Here is a 22,346-nt window from a genome sequence, read left to right as displayed (position 1 = left end):
GAGAAATTGATTTGATTAATAGAGCTAAAGTCGATTTAGTTATTAAATCCCTAGATATAAAATAAATTAGGTTTTTAAAATATAATCATCCTGAAAATGGTCAAAAGAACAAAAATATGAAACCATAGTGTATAAATCGAAACTGTTTTTGGTAATTAAAAGTATTTGTTTACGGGGTAAGTATGCAGATAGTATGTTTAAATAAATTTAAAAAATCATAGACATCGTAACTACAAAAATCATTTCGATTAACAAGGGAAAATTAGTTATGGTGAAATAGATCATTCTGGTTATAATTCAGCTTATGGTAAAATTGGACACAATCACCATAAATTAATGATATAATAGCCATCAATTTAAAATCTTAAAAATTATCTCAGAGTATTGATTCATCAATAATATACCTTATTACTTGGCTTACAATAGAATTGCAGTTTTTATCACTAAGTATAAAACTTTCCTTTGTGAATACAATTATGGCATTCCTTGATATGTGTAATATTAAGAAGAATAGCAATGAGTGAGAATAGAAGAAATAGAAGAAAAATAGAAAGGAATAAACGTATGGTTAAAAATGTTATAACAGTGAAAGATAAAGTTATTGGTCTGTTTGTTATGGTATTAATATTTGTTATCGCTGTTGTAGCAGCTTACTATTTTTCTTTTTTAAATGCAGGTATAGAATTGTTTTAAAAAGTATAAGTCTCATTAAAGCGTATATAGGGGATGCTGAGTTTTCGCGCTAAGACTACCTGCGTTATAACAAAGATATCTCCTTAGCTACAGCAAGTAGAGATTTAAAGATACTGGGACTAATGGTGTTTTACTTAAATCTGGTGATAAAAGGTTGACTAAGTATAAGTTCGTTTAAAAAAATCTACGATTAGAACCTGCCCAAAAAATGGTAAGTTAGAATTTGTAATGGAAAAAGTAATCTAATATTTCAAACTGTAGTAAACTGTCATAATTAAAATGTTAAAGTAGATGAAGTGTTGAAATTAAGAGATTTTTTTGTCTATTTTTCCCAAAATATACGGTCAAATTAACGGTCGTTACCTATACGGTTACCTGACTTTTTTAAGGGTTTAAAATATTGATATTCAATGATATATGGGGTGGGTCTTGTTCTGCCACCCCGACAAAGTAATTTTTTTTGATATTACTTAAAGGATTAAGAGATTGATATTCAATATTTTAATAAAATATGATATCAACCTCTTTTTTTGAGATCACAAGGATAAAAAATAGTGCACAGTAAGGTGCTGTGCGCTATTTTTTTAGTTTATAAAGTGAGTTTAAATCCTCCGTTGATAACAAATCCATCTACGGGAGCATAGATATCCCGAAACTGCGGATCGTTGAGGTTTCCGGTATAAATCGTATCAAATCGGGTTTGTCGGGTGTCGAGTAGGTTCTCAAAATTGAGAAATACCGAGAAATGTTCGCCAATTTTCTTTTCAGACATTACTCCGGCAATCCAATACGCTTTTCCGGTGGTACCATCATTGAGTTGTTGTGGACTGTAATAGTAGCCTTCCAATCCTATCCAAAAATTATCTTCTTTTTCATACATCAAGACATTGTTCAGTCGATGTTTGGAAACTAAGGGATAGGTGGTGTTTTCACCGTTGTAATGTTGGTCTACATTGGCATAAGTATAGCCTATGAAAAGTTTAAAATCTCGGTAACTCCATTTCATATTGGCTTCCATACCTCGGGTTTGCATATATCCTTCAGGTTGCTCAAACTGGTATTGGTTGCTACCCGTAGCCTGTAATAATAAGGGATCATTGATACGGGTGTAGAAAAATAGCACATTTGTACTGAGACCAATGGTCTCTGAAATAGGCCAATTGTAATTAATATCCAGACTGGTTCCCAGTGACTCTTCGGCTTTGGTGTGGTTTGTATCTATCGGGAGGATGTTTTGAAATTGTAGTTTCTCCGCATCTTCGGTAAATACCGTAGGGGTCTTATAGCCCAAACCACCTCCCAAACGTAATGTTAGCCTATGGGTAGGTTCATATAACAATGAAAATTTGGGTAAGACAAACCATCCGTAATCCGATTGATAATCCGTGCGGAGTCCGGTTTCCAGTGTCAAGGGTTCGGCCATTTTCCAAGTATTTTGAATAAAGGCACCAACAGTACTATTGGAATAGCCAAGGTTTTCTCCGGAGGTATTTTGTGTTTGCTTCAAATGTTCTGTCCAGAGATTAGCTCCTACAATCCATTCGGTAGCTTCAGAATAGGTGCTTAAATTGATTTCTGAAAATGAAGATACTTGTTTTCCTGAGAACTCGTAGTCCGGAATAGTAATGCTTCGGTCAAAGAAACTCACACTGTTTTTGAGTGTCATTTGTTGGTTTTCTTGAAGCGTATAAACCGCCTGAAACTGAGTTGAAATCCGATCGGTTTTATTTTGTTCAAAATAACCGCTAGGTGTATCTTTCTGAATATAATCGATGTTTCCGCCCAATCGGTCTTCGGTTACATAGTTGACACCTGCATTGAATGCTAGTTTGTTTAGGTACACGAAGATTTTCGGGTTTAAAGTAAACCGATCGAATTTAGGAATGGCGGTCAGGCCAATATCTGCCGGATCATAGGCAGTTCCTTTGTTATAGGAAGCAAATACCGTAGTCCCTATAGAGCCGTATTTTTCACTGTAGAATCCACTAAGGTCCAATCCTAAGGCAGAGGTTCCGTTGGCCATAAAATCCAAACGGCGCTCGTCTTCCGGTTTTTTAGAGATTAAGTTGACCAATCCTGCAATGGCACCACCGCCGTATAGGGTAGAAGAAGATCCTTTGATTACTTCTACTTGTTGCAAATCCAGTGGTGCTATTTGCATCAGACTCAGGCCTCCGGAATACCCGGAATAGAGGGGAAGTCCATCTCTGAGTAGTTGAGTGTATTTACCATCGAGTCCTTGAATACGAATACTGGAATTGTAGCTTGTCGCCGAAGTTTGCTGCGTTTGGATACCGGTACTTTCATTGAGGAGCATACGGATATCTCCGGGTTTCATATTGCCTTTTTCAGCCAGCTCTTCCCCGGCAATCACTTCCACCCGTGTTGGGATGTCTTCAATGGTGCGGCTGCTACGGGTAGAGGTTACAATCACTTCTTTCATTTCTTCTTCATTTTCTTGTAGATAAATGGTCAAAGGTGTTGTTTGTGATGTTGGAATCACTTGTTGCAAGCGTTGGGTTTTGTACCCTAAATATTGAATGTGTAGGGTATAGGTTCCCTCCGGGATATTGGTAAGGGTTGCGATACCCTTGTCATCGGTAGCCGTACCTAATTGTAGTTCAGGAAACAAAACCGAAACTCCGATCAGTGGTTCTTTTGTGTTTTGATCTTTTACAGTTACTTGTAAGGTATGTTGCGCAAAGGATACCTGACTATAAAAACATAGCAAGAGCATCCCATAAAATAATTTCATGTGAATCAATTTTAAAGTGAAAAAAATTTAGTAAACCTAGGAATAGTTAGCTGTCCAGGCGTGGAGGTTTCCACAAGCACTTTAAAATGCGAAAAGGAGTAATGGTTTTGAAATGGATGATTTCTTTTTTTTCAGTAGCTAATGGTATGGTCATTTCTTGTGCCACCGTTTGCGGAGGAAGTATACAGCCCGAACAGCTGCCACAAGCAAAAAAGGGAGAACAGTTATTACAGGTATTATGTTCCTCCTGATGGGAGTCACTACTTTGTGCGACATCCTCACTGCAATGATCTATAAAGCCACAACACGGAACAGTTGCAGCGAACAAGGTAAGCATAGCCATATAGAGGATCCAATACTTCATTAGGCTTCAAAGATAAGTATATTCTAATACTTCTATAAAGGAGAATAATTTTTGTATTCATCATAAACTATGCGTTGGATTAGTTGTTATTTCGACAGCTTTAATTCTTTAGCAAGTACTTTAGGAGTTTTTTTTAGAGACCGTTTTTTTAAATATCTGTAAACCGTTTATTGCTCAACGGTAACTCATATAATTTTCTAAGTTTCCCAATGGTGAAAATTTCAGGGAACCCCCCTATATCATATAAGTATGGTTTATTAATTTATAGACTTAAAGCGAGAATTTAAACAATTAGATGAATTACAAGGTAGCTGTGTAAAGTTTAATATAGTAAGTAATGGTAAGTATTATCCTATTTATTTTAATAGATAATTATTTGATACTATCATATGATAGTATGATATATCATGCAATTGATAAACTTAAATTCATTTTTGACTTTAAAGTTGGAGAGATAAAGAGTTACTCGATTTCAATTTATTTTAACATAATTTGCTTTTATTTTTATTTGAAATATATACCTTTACATAAATATCGATTGTTATAATATGCAATGCATCAATCATTTACTGTTTTGATGTTGTAAATATTTAGTTAGCAGCTAATTAAAAATACATATAGTAATCCTGTCGCGATCACTATTGCTTATAAAGAAGACGAGTTTAGTTTAGGTTTAATAACCTTAACTAGCTCGTCTTCTGTTGTTTATACACTTTTCAAACTGAAATCGCTATGGAATACTTGTACAACAGAGAAGCAAATTTTGCAAATTACTACTCACTACACTACTCAATGAAAATGATTGAGAAGTTAACCTATAAAATAAAGCTGAAATCGAACTACCAAAAGAAAGATGGTACCCGCTCTATCATAGCGCGATCACAAGACAAAGGCTTTCCATTTCGGAAAGCCTTTCTTGTTTTATATCTTTTCGCTGAATTTTTCAGTTGTTTTATGGTAATAACCTCAATTTTAGTAAAACAGGTAAATTACATAATACTACTCAAATTAGGGATTTAAAAACCATCACAGGATTGGTGTTTTCTAGAGTTCTATTTGTTGAGTAGCTCCTTTTTGTATAGAAATATGATAAGTTTTGTTCTTGTAAACAATAGTTGCTGTGCCACCAACATTAGATGAGATAGTAAAGTCATATACTTTTTTATTTTTCCATTTAAATGAAATTTCAAAACCACCTCTAGCACAAATTCCGGAAACACTTCCTTCATTCCAAGCATCTGGTAGTGCTGGTAACAGATATATTTTGTCGCTTGTAGATTGTAAAAGCATTTCTATAACAGCTGCAGCACCACCGAAGTTGCCATCAATCTGGAAAGGAGGGTGAGCATCAAATAAATTAGGGTAGGTACCACCGTGTCCACCATGTGTACCATCAAAATTATCAGGATCTACATATTTCAATAATTCGCGATACATTTTGTAGGCATGATTACCGTCTCTTAAACGCGCCCAAAGATTAATACGCCACCCTTTAGACCATCCTGTGGTTTCATCTCCTTTTATTTCTAATGTCTTTTTACAAGCCTCAGCTAAATCCGGTGTTGTTAAAGGAGAAATATGGTTACCCGGATACAATCCGAAAAGATGTGATTGGTGTCGGTGATGTGGGGCTTCATCTTCCCAATCATAATACCATTCTTGTAAATTACCTTTCTTTCCTATTTGATAAGGATGTAGATCGGTATAAACTGATTTTACTTGCTCTAAATATGAATCTTTTATACCTAAGGTTTCAGAAGCCTTTATATAGTCAATAAAAAGCTCACGAATCATAGCTAAATCTGCAGTACCTCCATATAAAGTAGCCCCCACGTATCCATCGGGTGTAATGTACTTGGCCTCCGGAGAATTGGCAGGAGAGGTTACCCACTTTCCATTCTTATCTTTAATCATATATTCCAAACAAAAGGTAACTGCCCCTTTAAGAATAGGAAAGGCATCTTCCTTTAAATAGGTGGTATCTCTGGTAAAATCATAATGTTCCCATAAATGGGTAGCTAACCAAGCACCACCAGCACTCCAGTTAGCCCAGTTAGGGTCTCCTTGGCCGAAGTCACCAACAGGATTTGTTGTAGCCCAGATATCAGAATTATGAGCGGTTGTCCAACCATTAACCCCATAATATGTGTTAGCAGTAATTTCACCTGTTTTAGCAAGGTTTTTAATAAAACCTAGTAAAGGAGTATGTAATTCGGATAAATTCCCGGTCTCAGCTAGCCAATAGTTTTCTTCAGCATTAATATTTAGGGTGTAATTACTACTCCATGGCGGACGCATGTACGGATTCCAAATTCCCTGTAAATTGGCAGGAACTTCTTTTGTCCTTGATGATGCAATAGAAAGGTATCTTCCAAATTGAAAGTATAAAGATTCCAAGTTTTTATCATCGGCACCGTCATAATAGTTTAGTAATCTTTTATCTGTTGGTAAATTAGGAGTTTCGTCATTTCCTAATTGTAATGTAACTCTATTAAATAAGCTGCTGTAATCTTTTAAATGTCTTTCTCTTAAAGAGTTATAAGATAATTGAAAAGCTTTCTCTAAGTTGTTCTTAGCAATTGCTTTGTTATCAATGCCTTCTGTTGCCGGATTTTTATCAAAACCATTAAAACTGGTTGCAATGGCTACATAAATAATAGCTTCAGAACAATTTTTAATATGAATACTTCCATTATCTACTGTTACCTTTCCATCCTTATTTTTTGCTTGTAATAATGTGGTGAATCTAGTTCCTCTATCTTTATCAAATAAAATAGCATCAGGCATATCTCCTCTATAACTTGGTTCTGCATGATAAGGAGCATAACCATTTACTTGAAGTATTTGGCCTTTAGAAGTAATATCATACTTCAGTTGACTTTCAAAATTAATACTACAATTAATACGTTTCTTTTTATTTGCAGTAAGCTTTATAGCCATTATCTGATCAGGGTGAGAAACAAAATATGCTCTTTGAAAGTCGGTACCACTACTGTTGTATTTAACCGTTGAAATAGCTTCTGCTAAATTTAGATCACGATAGTAATCTTTATATTCAGATTGATTCTCATAATTGATTTTTAATGTACCCAGTGGGGCATATGATTCTGAAAATGCACCTTGAACAAATCGCATTAAAGAATCGGCTGCTTTATAATTTTCATTCGCTAAGGCTTCTCTAATTATAGGAATGTAGCTTTTAGCTTCCGGATTATTTGCAGCATTGATAGGCTCTCCAGACCATAATGTAGCATCGTTTAAATAAATCTGATCTGTTTGAACACCACCAAAAACTGTAGCTCCCATTTTTCCATTTCCTAGCACTAGTGTTTCCTCAAAATAGGAGGCAGGTTTATCATACCACATCATTAGGTTTGATTGAGCTAGTACACTATTAGCCATAAAAAAGGTATTAAAACAAAGTACTATTTGTAGTTTAAAGTATGTTGAAAAATGAGAGTTCATATGATTCTTTTAATGGAATAATTGTTTTAATTCTTCTTCATTTATGCTTGTAGCCGGATTAAAATCGGCTGACTGCATATACGTGATTATAGCATTATAAAGTTGTTTAGCTTCCGGATGTTCCTCTGAAATATTTTCAAGTTGAGAGGTACACACAAGTAACTTTCCTTTTCCAAATTTAAATTCAAAAATCATACCTAGCTTGTGGTTTCTTTCTAGGTTATCAATTACTTGAATAATTGGTTTATAATCTTTTGGTAGGGTATCTAAAATTAATGAATTACTTTCTTTGATGATAGAAAACCATTGCCAATTTGTATAAAATTCAGTAGGAAACAGATCAAATAAAGGATGTTTAGGATCCATTAAAAGACCTAAAGTTCCAGGAGATATTGGTTTATTTACATTTTCACTAATAGATTTAAACATGCCATAATTCCAAAACTCTGGAGGGAAATGACCGGCGAAACTGTTTTCTTTTACCATTTCTGATGTAGGGAACAACAATACTGTACTACCATTTTCAAGTTTTTCTAAAGTAGTTTTGTTGAGTGTCTCCGTTACTAAAATATTATTTGAATTAATTGGGTTGTTAGTTGGATATACCCATAATGGATATTTATTGGTATAGTGGGTACCTTCCAATTTAAGTACTAAGGTTAATTCTGATGGTGTTACCACATCTGCCAAATTAATAGTTATGTTTCCGGCAGTTGTTAATGTTCCTTGTGAAAAAGTACTTTCAGGTAATAACCCTTCTTTAATCACTTGCTTGTTTTTATCTCTAAGAATCCATTTAATAGCAGTGTTTTTTACAGTCTCTTGTGAATAATTAGATAAAACAATTGATGACTGAAAACTTTCTTCATTGGTATAGCAGAATTTATCAAATTCAGCTAGTAGTACCACATCATTGCAAGATTGTTTCCATGTTTCAGGGGTAACTACATTTTTAGAGTCCATAAAGGCATCTAATACGCCTACAAGAGCCGTACCTTGTCCGGGAAAATCCTGAAGGTCTAGCAATTGAAAACCACCTAATCCTTTTGTTCTTAGGGCAGCTTCCATTTCTGCCTTGTAACAAATTGCTGACCAAGCTCCAGAAGCCTTTTGAAAAATACTATCCATATCGGCCATGCCTGATTTCTCTAAACTTTGACGGAATTTATCAAGATTCCAGGCTTTTAAAACACCTGTATATTTTTCAATTTCGCTATAGTTAGGATATATTTGGTATTGACCAATTTCATGGCTTATAATTGGCATATTAAGTTGTGAAACAGGATAGTCAAAATTTATTTTAGTAGAAGGTTCAAGGGTATTTAGCATACCTCCTTCATTGCTATCTGCATACGCATGTGTTAATCGTGTATGTGTTTTAATAGTATCTCCGTCTGATGGAGTACGAGACCCTACGAAATAGTCTACATAACTTCTTGGTTCTACATAACCAATATTGTTATTAGATCCCATGGTGTAAAGTGGTCTGTTATCGTAAGCTTTAAGCGTAACCATATTTTTTTCAACGCTATCATGTCCACTCCATATTTCATTACCGGGAGAAATCATTACACACGATGGGTGATTAGCATACGCATCTAGCATGGCATAGCCTTCTTCTAATTGCATAGCTGCTATTGAATCTGCATCCATACCACCCCAAAAAGGAAGTTCTATTTGTAAATAAATGCCTTCTTCATCTGCTGCAGTAAAAGCAGCTTCCGGTGGACAATACGTATGGAATCTGTAATGATTAATTCCGTATGTTTTGGCTATCTGATACACACGTTTCCATTCTTCAACATCGGTAGGGGTGTAACCTGTAATTGGAAATACACCGGCTTCGTGTTTACCACGTAAAAATGTAGTGGTACCGTTAATTGTAAATTTGGTTCCGTTAGTATCAAAGTTGCGCATACCAAAAGTTACTTTTTGGGCATCCTTGATTTTTTCGTTTGAAATAACAACTTCTAATTCATACAAAGGTTGACTAAATTCACTCCATAATTTACAATAATCCCCAATGGTGTATGATAATTCTAAGGTTGGAGAGTAGGTTGTATCTATGGTTTTAACGGGTAATCTTTTTACATTGCCTTTAAAAGTTTCCTTAACAATAAGTTCAATTTTAATATTTTGTTTTTTAATAGTAAGATTATTAGCAAGCCCAAATTTAATATCAACAGCTTTTTTGGTAATATCAGGGTATACTTGAAGGTTGGTAATATGTAATTTAGGAGATGCTTCAAGATACATATCCCCAATAATACCATTCCAATTGGTTTGTGTATCATCACTGTAGATATGAACATTACCATATGGGGTAAGTTTTAAATTGTTATCTACCATCACGGTGATATAATGCTCTCCGGGAGTAATAAGATTACTTAGATCAAAAATATGAGGGGTTTGTAATAACTTAGAACTACCAATGAATGTAGAGTCAAACCAAACTTGAGTTGTTTTGGTACGCTCTAAAAATAGTTCTACATGCTTACCATTAAAATCTTCTGGTATCAATATTTTTTTTCTATACCAGGCAGCTCCTTCGTAGGTATAGGGGCGATTAAGGTGTAGGGTAGTAGTATCTGTATTTACGAATCCTTTCTTATTGGTATCAGTTGTTCCGGGTAACGAAACATTTTCAGAAAATGAATTGGCAAACCATTTTTCTTTTATACCGATATTGGCAGTATCCAGAGCAAATTCCCACTCACCACTTAGTTTCAGTTTAGTTCTGAATTTCCTTTCGGGGGTAGTACAAGCAACAAAACTTATTGCCAACATTAGGCAATAAGTTTTAGTAAGCATATTTTTTACATTCCTCATGAATGTCATGTTTTAAATTAGTTAAGTGTAATTTCTGTTTCTAAACTAGTTTCAGAACTTCCTCCAACAAATAGTTTAAAATCTCCTGGTTCAATAACAAAATCACCATTGTTGTCATAAAAACCAAGTTCTTCTTTGGTAAGCTTTAGTGTTATTTTTTTAGTTTCACCGGCGTTAAGAGAAACTAGTTCAAAACCTTTTAATTCCTTTACTGGGCGCGTAACTGATGCAAATAGATCTCTAATATATAGCTGTGCTACTTCTTTACCAGCATAGTTACCAGTGTTCTTAAGATTAAATGTAACCTCAATGGTATCTTCTACATTAAAATTAGTTTTACTAACATTTAAGTTGCTGTATTCAAAAGTGGTATAACTTAAACCGTATCCAAATGGATATAAAGGTGTACTTGCTACATCACTATAATGAGACCAGAATACATTGTTATCTGCATTTACCGGACGACCCGTTTGTTTGTGGTTATAGTAAATAGGAATTTGACCTATATTTCTAGGGAAGGTCATTGGTAATTTTCCACTTGGGTTATAATCACCGTAAAGTACTTGCGCTACTGCATTACCGGTTTCTGTACCTAATTGCCATGCTTCTACAATGGCTGGTATGTTTTCGCTAGCCCAGTTAATGGTTAATGGTCTTCCGTTGGTTAATACTAAAACAATATTTTTATTTACCTCATATACGGCTTCTAAAAGCTCTTGTTGTACTCCTGGTAAGTCCAGTTCTGTTCTACTTCTTGCTTCTCCTGTTTGGAATCCGTGTTCTCCTAAGACCATAACAACTATATCGGCATCTTTAGCGGCTAGTACAGCGTCTTTAATTTCAGAAGTATCGGTAGTATTAATGGTTAATTCTTCTGTGAACGCAGTTTTTCCTACGGTTACATCGGCACCTTTTTTAAAGGTTAATTGATTCCCTGTATATTTTTGTAGTCCTTCTAAAATGGAAACTCCTGAATGATCGTCTGATGCAATTCTCCAGCTACCAAGTATACTGTTATCGTCATTTGCTAAACCTCCAATAACGGTTATTTTTTTACCTTCTTTAGGAAGTGGTAATAGTTGGTTTTCGTTTTTAAGTAATACGATTGATTTTTTAGCCATGTCAAGAACAGCAGCTCTATTTTCATCACTACCTATAACTGCTTTTTCTAATGCTTCGTTACAATATTTATAAGGATCGTCAAATAAACCTAGTTCATATTTAACGGTAAGAATTCTACGTGCAGCATCGTCAATTAATTTTTCATCTACCTTGCCTTTTTTTACCAGTTTAGCTAGCTCATCTACATACGCATACGATTCCATATCCATATCACAACCAGCTTCTACGGCTAGTTCTGCTGCCTGATTTAAATCTTTTGCATGTCCCCAACTAATCATTTCTTTAATAGATGCCCAGTCTGAAATAACAAAACCATTAAAGCCCCATTTGTCTTTTAAAATATCTCTTTGAAGAAATTTATTTCCAGTTGCTGGAATCCCATCTAACTCGTTAAAAGAGTTCATTAAGGTTTTAACATCAGCGTCTACAGCAGCTTTAAAAGGCGGTAGCACTACATTGTAAAGGGTACTACGGTCTATAGAAACGGTATTATATTCTTTTCCGGCTTCAGAAAAACCATAACCTGCAAAGTGTTTAGCACAGGCAGCAATGGTATTTACCTGAGATAGGTCATCTCCCTGAAATCCTTTAACCCTGGCTGTGGTAATTTTACTACCTAAAAACGGGTCTTCCCCGGCACCTTCCATTACACGTCCCCATCTAGGGTCACGAGAAACATCTACATTTGGACCAAAAGTCCAGTTGATACCAGAAGCTGCCGCCTCAGAAGCAGCAACACTAGCAGATTTTTCAATAGCTTCTAAATCCCAACTTGCAGCTTCGGCAAGTGGAATAGGACTTAACGTTTTATATCCATGAATTACATCAAAACCAATAATAAGAGGAATACCAAGACGCGTATCTTCAACAGCAATTTTTTGTACGCTGCGAACCTGATCAACTCCACGAACGGTAAGCATAGAACCTACCAATCCCTTTTTAATATCTTCGTATTTTTTAGCTTCGTTACCACTTTTTGGAGAAGGGCCTGTTACATCCCAAAATCCGTTGTATTGATTCATTTGACCAATTTTTTCTTCCAAGGTCATAATATTAAGTAGCGAATCTACTTTTTCTTCTATTGTTTTTTTAGTGTCTTTGCTCATGATTTGTTTTTGTTGTGCCGTACAATTAATAGTTATTGTTAATATAAAAAGGATTAAAGAAAGGGAGAAAAATTTATTCATACTTGTTTAGTGTGCTATAAATGATGATGCTGGTAATTTTGCGTTGTTGAATAAGTTAGATTGTATTGTATTACCCCATGCAAATCTCACATTTACGGGGTTTTTAACTTGTTTTGATTTTAGATAAATGGTATTGTTTTTTATGGTTGCTTTTGCAGTGTGAAAAACACCATCTTCTCCAGCTATTTCAAATTGATTATCCTTGTTAGAAAAGTATAATCCTTCGTTGTTGGTAAAGTGAACGATGATTTTATTTTTTTCTACTTCAATTTTTTTGAATGTGGGGCCGGCAATAACACCATCGTATGTTTTATAAGTGTTTTTTAAGGCAATGTTAGCCAACCGTTCTCCAACAGATTTTTTGTTTTTAGGATGGATGTCATCGGTTGTTGAAATATCACTAGTAACAACCATGGCAGTATTTGCAACATCGTGGGCAACTTTGCGTTGGGCGTCTCTTATCTTAGCTCCTGCGTCGGTACTTCCTTCATAGTTGTAAGGCGCAATTTGCACAAAGTAAAAAGGAAGATTTTCAGATTTCCAAAGTTCTCTCCAAGAGTTAATCAAAGCCGTAAGAATAAGGTCATAGTTTGTAGACCCTACATTACTTTCTCCTTGATACCATAGAAAACCAGCGATATGGTACTGTGTTAGTGGTGCTACCATAGCATTAAATGCTTTTCCAGGTTGTATAGGTCCCCATTCATTGGGTTGTAATCTGTTAGCTTCTGATGTTAAAAGGGCATCTTCCTGAATTACTTTAGAGGGTATCCAAATCTCTGCTGGAGTACCTCCCCATGCCGAAACCATAAGACCGATTGGAACGTTTAAAGAGTCTTGTAGTTTTCTGGCAAAATAATATGAAAGAGCACTATTGTATTTCATACTTTCTGGGGTACATACATCCCAATTCGCAGGGAGATTGTTTTGTGGTGAATCGGCACTGAGTTTTGGAACTTTAAAAAAGCGAATTTCTGGGTATTGCGATTTTTGTATTTCCTCTTCACCATTTTCAATCCCCCAAGAAGCAGACATTTCCATATTAGACTGACCAGAACAAAACCAGACCTCTCCTATATAAACATCTTTGATTTCTATATAATTATATCCTTTAAATGTAATTGAATAAGGACCGCCGGCTTTAGGAGTCGCTATTTCTGTATTCCATTCTGCTAAATTATTTCCGGTAGTGGTGTAGCTCTTTGTTGTCCAAGATGGTGAAATAATAACTTCTTCATTAGGATCTGCCCAACCCCAAAATTTTACATTGGTATTTTGTTGCAATACCATATGGTCTGAAAATACAGCAGGTAGTTTTATAGCTGCTTTTACAGATATTAGAGGTAAGAGTAGTAAACAAAGTAAGCTAATTGTTTTTGTGAACATGGAAGTTTGTTTTTTTATTTTGAAAGTATTTTTTTGAATTCAGGATATAACTGATCCGCAATTTGCTGATGATCTTCTATAGCTGGGTGATATGAACAACCTTTAGGATTAATTCCCTCCATAAGTACCATGTATATCTTTTCATCTTTATTTTCAAAGTGAGCTTTTACTTTTTCAAGACACGAAACAAAGACATCGTTTTTCTCACCTGAAACCATAGGACTATTTAATAAAACAATTTTAACTCCTGGATAATGCTCATATAAATTAGCTACAAACTTTATGTAGTTACTCGTATATTTTTCTTTATTAAAAGGCAAACGTTCTTTAACTCCGTCCCCGTCAGATAAGTCGTTAGTACCTAAACAAATACTTATTAAGTCAGGATTAAAATTATATTTGTAAGGAGCATTTTTATGATAATTAAGGTATAGATTGTCGTAAACTTGCGGCATAATAGGTTCTTCTTTGTTTTCATCGTTCCAATTTCTGTACATTCCAATACCAGAAACAGAACTCAATAAAAAGTTAGCATTTAACTTTCTACTAAGTACAGGTCCGTACGCATAGTATGCATTGTGCTGGTCGTACCAATTTTCAGAACCACAAGCTATTTCTGTATCATCAGCCCCCATACCACATGTTATAGAGTTTCCTATAAACTCAATTTTATAATCAGGAGCTTTCGTTTCTTGAAGCACAAATTCCTTAGTTTCTACATTAGTAATATATACATCACCCATACAAGCTTCGGTTGCCTTGTAAATGGCTACTTTATTTAGCTTTTTTGTAAAGGTTAAACGAATCTTGTTATCTTGATTTGCTAATAGTTTATATCTTTTTATGGGGTTGCCGTTTACTTCTACTACAATGAAATTATAAGGAGTAAACCCGTCTGTAGACAGATGCAGTGTAGCTTTCTTACTTTTTGTAGTAAACGTTGTAGAAGAACCAGAGCCTATTAGTGTAATTTTTCCATTTTTGTGTATACTTCTGCCTAGAGTAGTAAAAAAAGTATCAGTTGAACGTTCTGGTGTTGATTTTTGAGAAAATGTTATTGTTGTATGAAAAGTCGTTACTAAAAGCAACAAAATAATGGTGTTAATGGATTTCATTTTAATAAATTTATGCTAATAAATACAAATTTACACTTCCTTTATATTATGTAGTTGATTTAAAATGGCATTTAATAATATGAAAATGTCAAAAAAAGTATAGATTATAATTTATAAATGTTATTTTCACATTTATAAGGTTTTTAATGTGAAAAGTATATTAAATACTATTTAATTCTAATTACTTTTTTAAAAACAATGGTCATAAATTTTGGTTTTCTTCAAAAAAAAGATGGTCATAGAGAAAATTGAATTAATAAATGACAAAATAATACTACTGACAAGGCGGTTTATGCAATAATTTTGGTTTTGATAAAAAATGACATAATATATTTAGTAATCAATATTTTTTATGTTGTAATTTAAACAATTAACAAACAACTATGTAAACTGTAAAATAAAATGATGGAAATTATTTTAGGAAAGAACAAAATAAGTTGGCACTATACGTTATTGTATATGTCTCTTATTCTTTTTAGTACAACTGCATTCGCTCAGATAGAGATAAGCGGTGTAGTTACTGATGAGGCAAATGTTACATTGCCGGGAGTAACTGTTTTAGAAAAAGGTACCAAAAATGGTGTTACAACAGATTTTGATGGTAATTATACCATTACCGTTACCAAAGGTGCCACCTTGGTTTTTAGTTTTATTGGCTTTACTACACATGAGGTGACAATTGGCGAACAAACTAAAATAGACATCGTTTTAAAAGAAAACGTTGAAAAACTAGATGAAGTGGTTATTATTGGTTATGGTGCCCAGAAAAAAGAACAAATCAATAGTGCTGTTGCTGTAGTAGATTTAGAAAATACCAAAGAGCAACCAAAAGTTACGGTAGACCAAATGCTTCAAGGACAGGCTGCTGGGGTGTCGGTAACTTCAGATTCAGGGAAACCTGGAGCAGCTGTTTCGGTTCGTATCCGTGGTGCTACTTCACTAACAGGAAGTAATGAACCTTTATATGTTATAGATGGGATCCCTATTTCGGGAGATGCAAGAAATACTGCTACGAGTGGAAGACCTATTGCTGGATCTGATTTTACAAGTGAAGGAGAGACTACTACTAACCCCTTAACAGCCTTAAATCCGAATGATATCGAAAGCGTTGTAGTATTAAAGGATGCTTCAGCTACTGCTATTTATGGTTCTCGTGGTGCTAATGGTGTTGTTATTGTTACTACAAAATCTGGAAAAAAAGGTACTGGTAAAATTACCTACGATTCTTATTTAACTTACCAAACTCAGAGTAAGCTTTTGGATGTGATGAATTTACAACAATACGCTACTCAGCAGAACGCATTAGCAGAAATATATGGTTTAGAGCCACGAGTAGAGTTTACTTATCCTGAATTGTTAGGAGCAGGTACCAATTGGCAAGAAGAACTATTCAGAACCGGAGTTACACAAAATCATCAAATTTCATTATCTGGTAGAAAAGATTTATTCTCTTATTATGTTTCGGGTAGTTATTTAAAGCAAGAAGGAACTATTATTGGTTCAGGACTAAAACGTTATACCTTTAAAACAAACGTTGATAGCCGACTTAAAGATTGGTTGCGTGTTGGTGCTAATTTATCTGTTGGTGTTACCAATGAGGACTTGGTTTTTGGTTCCAGTAGTAACGGGATCATTAACTACAGTATTTTATCTGCTCCTGATTTGGCAGCTTATGCTGGCGATGGTGATTTTCAGGCGCAAGAGGAAAATAATTTAGGAATTAATTTTAACAACCCACTAGCTATGGCGCTGGCCGTAGATACTGAATTGGTTAGAAAAAATTTCTTCGGAAACACCTACTTAGAAGCAGATATTATTAAAGGGCTTAAATATAGATTTGAGTTTGGAGGTAACACTGAATTTAGTGAATTTGATAAATATACTCCGGAAGCAGAGTATTTAAGTACAGAAGAAGCTGTTTACAACGTAAGAAGACAAAACTGGTATAGTTGGAACTTAAAGAATTTAGTTACTTACGATAAAAAAGTAGGCAAACATAGTTTTACTTTATTATTAGGGCAAGAGGCTTCAGAATCTGCTTGGCAAGGTGTCATATCACAAGGGAATGGATTTGTTAGTGATGAAATTCATGCACTTGATGTAGCAGACGAAACCACATCTAATGATTATAAAGGAAGCTCTTCTCTTTTATCATTTTTTGGACGCCTAATTTATGACTTCAATAATAGATATAGTATAACAGCTACCTATAGAGCAGACGGGTCTTCAAAATTTTCTAAAGAAAACAGATGGGGATATTTTCCTGGAATATCTGGTTCTTGGAGAGTTTCTAATGAATCATTTATGAGTAATGTGAAATTTTTAGATGATCTAAAACTTAGAGTTGGTTATGGACAAACTGGAAACCAGAATATTGGAGGATATGCTTACGGATCTTCATTGTATTCCTTTACAACGGATACGGGAGTAGGGTTTTTAGTATCTAACCTTGGTAATCCAGATTTAAAATGGGAATCTATGCACCAAACTAATATTGGTTTAGATATGGGCTTTTTAGATAATAAACTGAAGTTTACTGTAGAATGGTATAACAAGGTCTCTAAAGATTTCTTATACACAATTCCATTACCAGAATACCTAACAGGAAATAGTAATTGGGAAGGTGGCTTAAGTAACCCTACAGTGAATGTTGGTGAAATGAAGAATACAGGATGGGATATTTCTTTGAATTATGGAACCTCAACAAATGATTTTTCATGGAATTCTACCTTAATATTTTCAACTTATAAAAATGAGTTGACTAAAATGAATAAGGATTTAAATCTAATTCAAACTATTGGAGATATTAATTATAACGATATAACAGTAACCAATTCTGTAGTAGGACAGGCAATAGGGCAATTTTATGGTTTACAGGCAGATGGCTTGTTAAGAAGTGACGATGAGGTAACCAATGCGGGTACTTATTTTGGTGAAACACCTGAAATAGGAGATGTAAAATACGTAGATGTAAGCGGTGATGGTATTGTAAATGAAGATGATTATACCTATATCGGAAACCCTCATCCTAAATTTACCTATGGGTTTACAAATAACTTTGAATATAAGGGAGTAACCTTATCTGTATTTTTACAAGGTTCTTACGGAAATGACATTTTGAACCTAACAAGAAAATATGGTACTAGAAATTCAAATTTATACATCAATCAATTAGCAGAAGCTTCAGACTTTTGGTCTGTAGACAATCCTGATGCACAATTACCTAGACCACAATTAGAAGATCATAATAACAACAGAATCTCTTCTCGTTTTGTAGAAGATGGATCTTATTTAAGAATTCAAAACGTAACCTTAGGGTATAACTTTCCTACAAATTTGATATCAAAAATTAAGATGTCTAGATTAAGAATCTACGGAGGTGTTCAAAACTTATACACGTTTACAGATTACAAAGGATACGACCCTGAAGTAGGATCTATCAATCAAAATGCGCTATTAATGGGTATAGATAATGGTCGTTACCCATCTCCAAGAACATATACTATGGGATTAAATATTGAATTTTAATAAAATAACAAATGAAACTATTTACATATAAAATAAATAAAATTAGTTTGGCGCTGTTGCTCGTACTATTTGTATCGTCTTGTAGTGAAGATTTTTTAGAGCGTCCACCAGAAGATAGTTATTCAGACGATGAATTCTACTATACAGATGAACAAGTAGAATCTAGAATCACACCATTGTACTTTAAACCCTGGTGGGGTATGTTTAATACACCCTTTTGGGTAATGACGGAAGTTGCTTCCGGAGATATGTTTAACTATTCTCATACACCATTTATTCAGTTTTCAGTAACATCATCTAACTCTAATTTAGATGATACCTGGGGAAGCTTATATTCAGTAGTAGCACAATCTAACGAGATAATTAATAATTTAGATGACAAAGTTGATGCTAGTGTAAGTCAAGATGTTATAAATGCTGTTAAAGGAGAAGCTTATTTCATGAGAGCTGTTGCCTATTTCTACTTGGTAAGATTCTGGAAAGAAGTGCCAATTATAGAAAATGCAAACGATTATATTTATAGTCCACAAGTGTATAAAAATCATGAAGAAGATATTTATACATTAATAGAAACTGATTTAGAAAAAGCCATTGCTTTATTACCTGAAAAAGTAAGAGGAGCTGATTTTGAAAACAATGCAAGAGTTTCTGTCGGAAGTGCAAAAGCAATGTTGGCCAAAGTGTATTTAAGTGAAGCAAAATATACAGATGCAAAAACAATGGCAGCAGAAGTAATTAACTCTGGAGAGTTTCAATTATTAGATAATTATGCAGATTTATTTTTAACTGAAAACGATAACAATCAAGAGTCTATTTTCTCTATACAATGGTGTATTTCTACAGATTATGGTAGCGGAAATCAAAGTAATATAGCCAATTCTGCAGCTGGTTATGGTTTAAGTAATATTGGCGACTGGAATGTTTTTGGACCATCTCAAGATATCTTAGATATTTATCCTACAGGAGATGATAGAGAAATAGAAAATATAATGATTCCAGGACATACATATGAGAACCTATATACAAGTGATGGAGAACAATTTACGGTTCCAGATGATATTTCTGCTGCTACCTCTGGGTCTGCAATTAAAAAATATGTGGTAGGTGGTCAAGATGAATACGATACATGGGGAATGACCTCTAACAATACCTATATAATGAGGTATGCAGATGTATTGCTAATCTACGCAGAGGCTTCTATGGCAGGTGCTGGTTCTACTACAGATGCAACTGCTTTAGCTTATTTTAATCAAGTTAGAGCACGTGCAGGCTTAGTAGATTTGCCTACCTTAACAAATGAGATTCTTTTACAAGAAAGAAGAAGAGAATTTGCGTTTGAAGGTGAATATTGGTTCGATTTACAAAGATTGTTGTCAGAAAATGAACTGTTAACTCTATTGAGCAATCAAAATAGAGGAGATCAAAATTATGAGCAATATTACACAGCTACAGCAGAAGATTTGGTCTATCCAATACCGTCTAACGAGTCTGCTTCTAATCCATTGCTTTTAGAGGATGCTGTGTCTTATGATTTTCCAAATTAATTTGAACATATTAATGATTTAAATCGCATAGAAATGAAAAAAATAAATTCTTTACATACCCTAACAAAGTTAGCATTACTATGTATAGTTGCTTTGCTAACAACGCTGTTTACCTCTTGTAATGATGATGACGATGACTTTTCTAATCCAGAGATCACAGGTGTAAGTTTTGCTAGTAACGATTCGGCTGTAGTTGCCGGAATTAGACAAAATATGTACATCATACGTGGAAACGGTTTTTCTGGTTTAGAGCATATTTACTTTAATGATTATGATACTTACTTTAACCCTACCTATGTAACAAATGAAGTAATTTTAGTAACCATAGATGCCGAAACACCATACGATTATTCTCCAGAGGCAATTCGTGTGGTTACCAATAGTGGAGAGGCAACGTATAGTTTTGATATTTTACAACCAGCACCAACCATAACATCTTTTACTCCTGCAGTTGGTAGCGCAGGTACTCAAGTAACCATTATAGGTGAGGTGTTTAATAACTTAGAAAGTGTATATTTTGGAGATGCAGAAGCAAGCATTATTTCTTCTTCAGATTCAGAAATAGTAGTAACTGCCCCTGAAATAGAAGAACCGGTTCAGATCACAGTAACAACATCAGCCGGAGCTACAGTATCAGAAGATTTCTTCGGAGGACTCTCGTATTACATCTATGATGACGCATTGAATAGCGACTGGTGGAGTGGCGGTTGGGGCGAAACCAACGACTTTGCAAATACAACACATGTAAATGGAGGTACCTATGCACTAGAAACCCAAATTGCCGGCTGGAGTGCTTTTCAGGTAGGTAACGGCGGTGGTACCATTGATGCTTCTAATTACTCAATGCTACAGTTTGATGTATATGCAGTATCTGATGGTAATATTCTAATCTCAATGAATTATGATTACTCAACAAATGTACAGGTGGTATCTTTAACAGCTGGAGAGTGGCAAACTCTATCTTTTGATTTGTCAAGTTTTAATATCACAGAAATTCAAGCATTCGCTATTCAAGAGTACAGTGGTTCTGGTAATACATTGTATATAGATAATCTAGGATTTCTTTAGAAGTTCACATAATTAGTTTAATTCATTTAAAAAAGCATCTATGTACTTTAGATGCTTTTTGTATAAAGTTTGATAATATGAACAAAATAGTATTAGTGTTATTTTTAAGCGTGTGCACCTTTTTAAATGCACAAAAATTTGAGGGTCTTGCCAATACGCCTCCAATGGGGTGGAATAGTTGGAATACATTTGCTACAGATATAAATGAAGACCTTGTAAAAGGTATAGCAGATAAATTTGTAGAATTAGGATTGAAAGATGCCGGTTATGAATATATAGTACTAGACGATGGTTGGATGACCAAAGAAAGAGATCCAAATGGAAATTTAGTAGCTGATCCAGAAAAATTCCCTAGTGGAATGAAAGCTTTGGTAGATTATGTACATTCAAAAGGATTAAAGTTTGGTTTGTACAATTGTGCTGGTAATAAAACGTGTGCCGGATATCCGGGGAGTAGAGGACATCAGTACCAGGATGCTAGGTTATATGCTTCTTGGGGGGTAGATTTTCTAAAATATGATTGGTGCGATACCTCTGAATTGAATGCGCAAGAATCCTATTTTACTATGAGAGACGCATTGTATAAAGCAGGTAGACCAGTTTTGTTTAGTATTTGTGAATGGGGCGATAACAAACCATGGGAATGGGCTAAAGATGTTGGCCATATGTGGAGAATAACCGGTGATATCATTAATTGTTGGGATTGTGAAGTTGGTCATGGATCATGGTCTTCATCTGGAATTTGGAAAATTATTGAAATGCGGAAAAATGAAAAAACACGTCAAGTTGCGGGTCCTGGACATTGGAATGATTATGATATGATGGAAGTAGGAAATGGCATGACAGCTGCAGAAGACCGAAGCCATTTTGCCATGTGGAGCATTTTAAATTCTCCATTAATGATGGGGAACGATGTACGTTCTATGTCTAAAGAAACTCTAAACACCTTAACCAATAGCGAGGTAATAGACGTAAATAAAGATGGTTTAGGAATTCCAGGATTTAGATTTTCTAATGAAGATAATATTGAAATTTGGGTGAAGCCAATGGAAAATGAAGGATGGGCAATTGCCTTTATCAATAAAAATGATACCGTGGCTCAAATTGATTTTGATTGGGGCAAACATCCGATTGGTGACGATGTAAGTCAACAATTTATGCAAGTTGAAAATAATACTTTTACCATAAGAGATTTGTTTGGACATAAAAATATAGGAACTACTAAAAAGTCTTTAAAAGCTAGTATAGGCGTACATGATGTGTTAATGATTACGCTAAGTAAAAAATAAA

11 protein-coding genes are annotated in these 22,346 nt (G+C 34.6%); 5 read left to right on the top strand and 6 right to left on the bottom strand.

Annotated elements, in window-relative coordinates; genetic code table 11:
- Positions 1 to 516: 516 nt before the first annotated feature.
- Positions 517 to 693 carry a hypothetical protein gene (locus BM383_RS18815; protein WP_177229092.1) on the top strand — a complete coding sequence of 59 codons (177 nt, stop codon included), beginning with the start codon at positions 517 to 519 and terminating at the stop codon, positions 691 to 693.
- Positions 694 to 1,282: 589 nt separating this feature from the next.
- Here BM383_RS18815 and BM383_RS08295 read toward each other — a convergent pair.
- The 6 genes from BM383_RS08295 to BM383_RS08265 all read right to left on the bottom strand — a co-directional run bounded on the left by BM383_RS08295 (position 1,283) and on the right by BM383_RS08265 (position 14,916).
- Positions 1,283 to 3,448, bottom strand: a complete 2,166-nt coding sequence (locus BM383_RS08295; protein WP_093024653.1) for a TonB-dependent receptor — start codon at positions 3,446 to 3,448, stop codon at positions 1,283 to 1,285.
- Positions 3,449 to 4,856: 1,408 nt separating this feature from the next.
- Complete coding sequence (locus tag BM383_RS08285; protein WP_093024651.1) at positions 4,857 to 7,214, bottom strand: glycoside hydrolase family 95 protein; 2,358 nt, start codon at positions 7,212 to 7,214, stop codon at positions 4,857 to 4,859.
- A gap of 72 nt (positions 7,215 to 7,286) precedes the next feature.
- Entirely contained in the window at positions 7,287 to 10,064 is a 2,778-nt protein-coding gene (locus BM383_RS08280; protein WP_218157922.1) for a sugar-binding domain-containing protein, read from the bottom strand.
- Between the two features lie 59 nt (positions 10,065 to 10,123).
- Positions 10,124 to 12,415: a beta-glucosidase BglX gene (gene bglX / locus BM383_RS08275; RefSeq protein ID WP_093024650.1), complete on the bottom strand. Its 2,292-nt coding sequence runs from the start codon at positions 12,413 to 12,415 to the stop codon at positions 10,124 to 10,126.
- A 6-nt stretch (positions 12,416 to 12,421) separates the two neighbouring features.
- The gene (locus BM383_RS08270; protein WP_093024649.1) at positions 12,422 to 13,801 is read right to left on the bottom strand and encodes a sialate O-acetylesterase; all 1,380 of its coding nucleotides are present in this window, start codon (positions 13,799 to 13,801) and stop codon (positions 12,422 to 12,424) included.
- A 14-nt stretch (positions 13,802 to 13,815) separates the two neighbouring features.
- A complete protein-coding gene (locus BM383_RS08265) occupies positions 13,816 to 14,916 on the bottom strand; it encodes an SGNH/GDSL hydrolase family protein (RefSeq protein WP_093024648.1) in 1,101 nt (366 codons plus the stop codon).
- A 402-nt stretch (positions 14,917 to 15,318) separates the two neighbouring features.
- Here BM383_RS08265 and BM383_RS08260 point away from each other — a divergent pair, with 402 nt between their 5' ends.
- The 4 genes from BM383_RS08260 (at position 15,319) to BM383_RS08245 (ending at position 22,345) form a co-directional block, all read left to right on the top strand.
- Positions 15,319 to 18,444: a SusC/RagA family TonB-linked outer membrane protein gene (locus tag BM383_RS08260; protein WP_245766555.1), complete on the top strand. Its 3,126-nt coding sequence runs from the start codon at positions 15,319 to 15,321 to the stop codon at positions 18,442 to 18,444.
- A gap of 11 nt (positions 18,445 to 18,455) precedes the next feature.
- A complete protein-coding gene (locus BM383_RS08255) occupies positions 18,456 to 19,988 on the top strand; it encodes a RagB/SusD family nutrient uptake outer membrane protein (RefSeq protein ID WP_093024647.1) in 1,533 nt (510 codons plus the stop codon).
- Between the two features lie 33 nt (positions 19,989 to 20,021).
- Positions 20,022 to 21,056, top strand: a complete 1,035-nt coding sequence (locus tag BM383_RS08250) for an IPT/TIG domain-containing protein (RefSeq protein WP_093024646.1) — start codon at positions 20,022 to 20,024, stop codon at positions 21,054 to 21,056.
- A 77-nt stretch (positions 21,057 to 21,133) separates the two neighbouring features.
- On the top strand, positions 21,134 to 22,345 hold the full coding sequence (locus BM383_RS08245) for a glycoside hydrolase family 27 protein (protein ID WP_093024645.1): 1,212 nt from the start codon (positions 21,134 to 21,136) through the stop codon (positions 22,343 to 22,345).
- Position 22,346 lies beyond the last annotated feature (1 nt).

This window comes from Pustulibacterium marinum (assembly GCF_900116665.1).
Classification (GTDB): Bacteria; Bacteroidota; Bacteroidia; order Flavobacteriales; family Flavobacteriaceae; genus Pustulibacterium; species Pustulibacterium marinum.
The sequence above is the reverse complement of the archived record's forward strand: the minus strand, read 5'-3'. Positions and strand labels throughout refer to the sequence as shown.

Coding starts and splice junctions, on each gene's coding strand:
- BM383_RS08280 (WP_218157922.1), bottom strand. CDS start 10,064: ATGTTGGCAATAAGTTTTGTTGCTTGTACTACCCCCGAAAGGAAATTC.
- BM383_RS08285 (WP_093024651.1), bottom strand. CDS start 7,214: ATGGCTAATAGTGTACTAGCTCAATCAAACCTAATGATGTGGTATGAT.
- BM383_RS08270 (WP_093024649.1), bottom strand. CDS start 13,801: ATGTTCACAAAAACAATTAGCTTACTTTGTTTACTACTCTTACCTCTA.
- BM383_RS08245 (WP_093024645.1), top strand. CDS start 21,134: ATGAACAAAATAGTATTAGTGTTATTTTTAAGCGTGTGCACCTTTTTA.
- BM383_RS08265 (WP_093024648.1), bottom strand. CDS start 14,916: ATGAAATCCATTAACACCATTATTTTGTTGCTTTTAGTAACGACTTTT.
- BM383_RS08250 (WP_093024646.1), top strand. CDS start 20,022: ATGAAAAAAATAAATTCTTTACATACCCTAACAAAGTTAGCATTACTA.
- BM383_RS08295 (WP_093024653.1), bottom strand. CDS start 3,448: ATGAAATTATTTTATGGGATGCTCTTGCTATGTTTTTATAGTCAGGTA.
- BM383_RS08260 (WP_245766555.1), top strand. CDS start 15,319: ATGATGGAAATTATTTTAGGAAAGAACAAAATAAGTTGGCACTATACG.
- bglX (WP_093024650.1), bottom strand. CDS start 12,415: ATGAATAAATTTTTCTCCCTTTCTTTAATCCTTTTTATATTAACAATA.
- BM383_RS08255 (WP_093024647.1), top strand. CDS start 18,456: ATGAAACTATTTACATATAAAATAAATAAAATTAGTTTGGCGCTGTTG.
- BM383_RS18815 (WP_177229092.1), top strand. CDS start 517: ATGAGTGAGAATAGAAGAAATAGAAGAAAAATAGAAAGGAATAAACGT.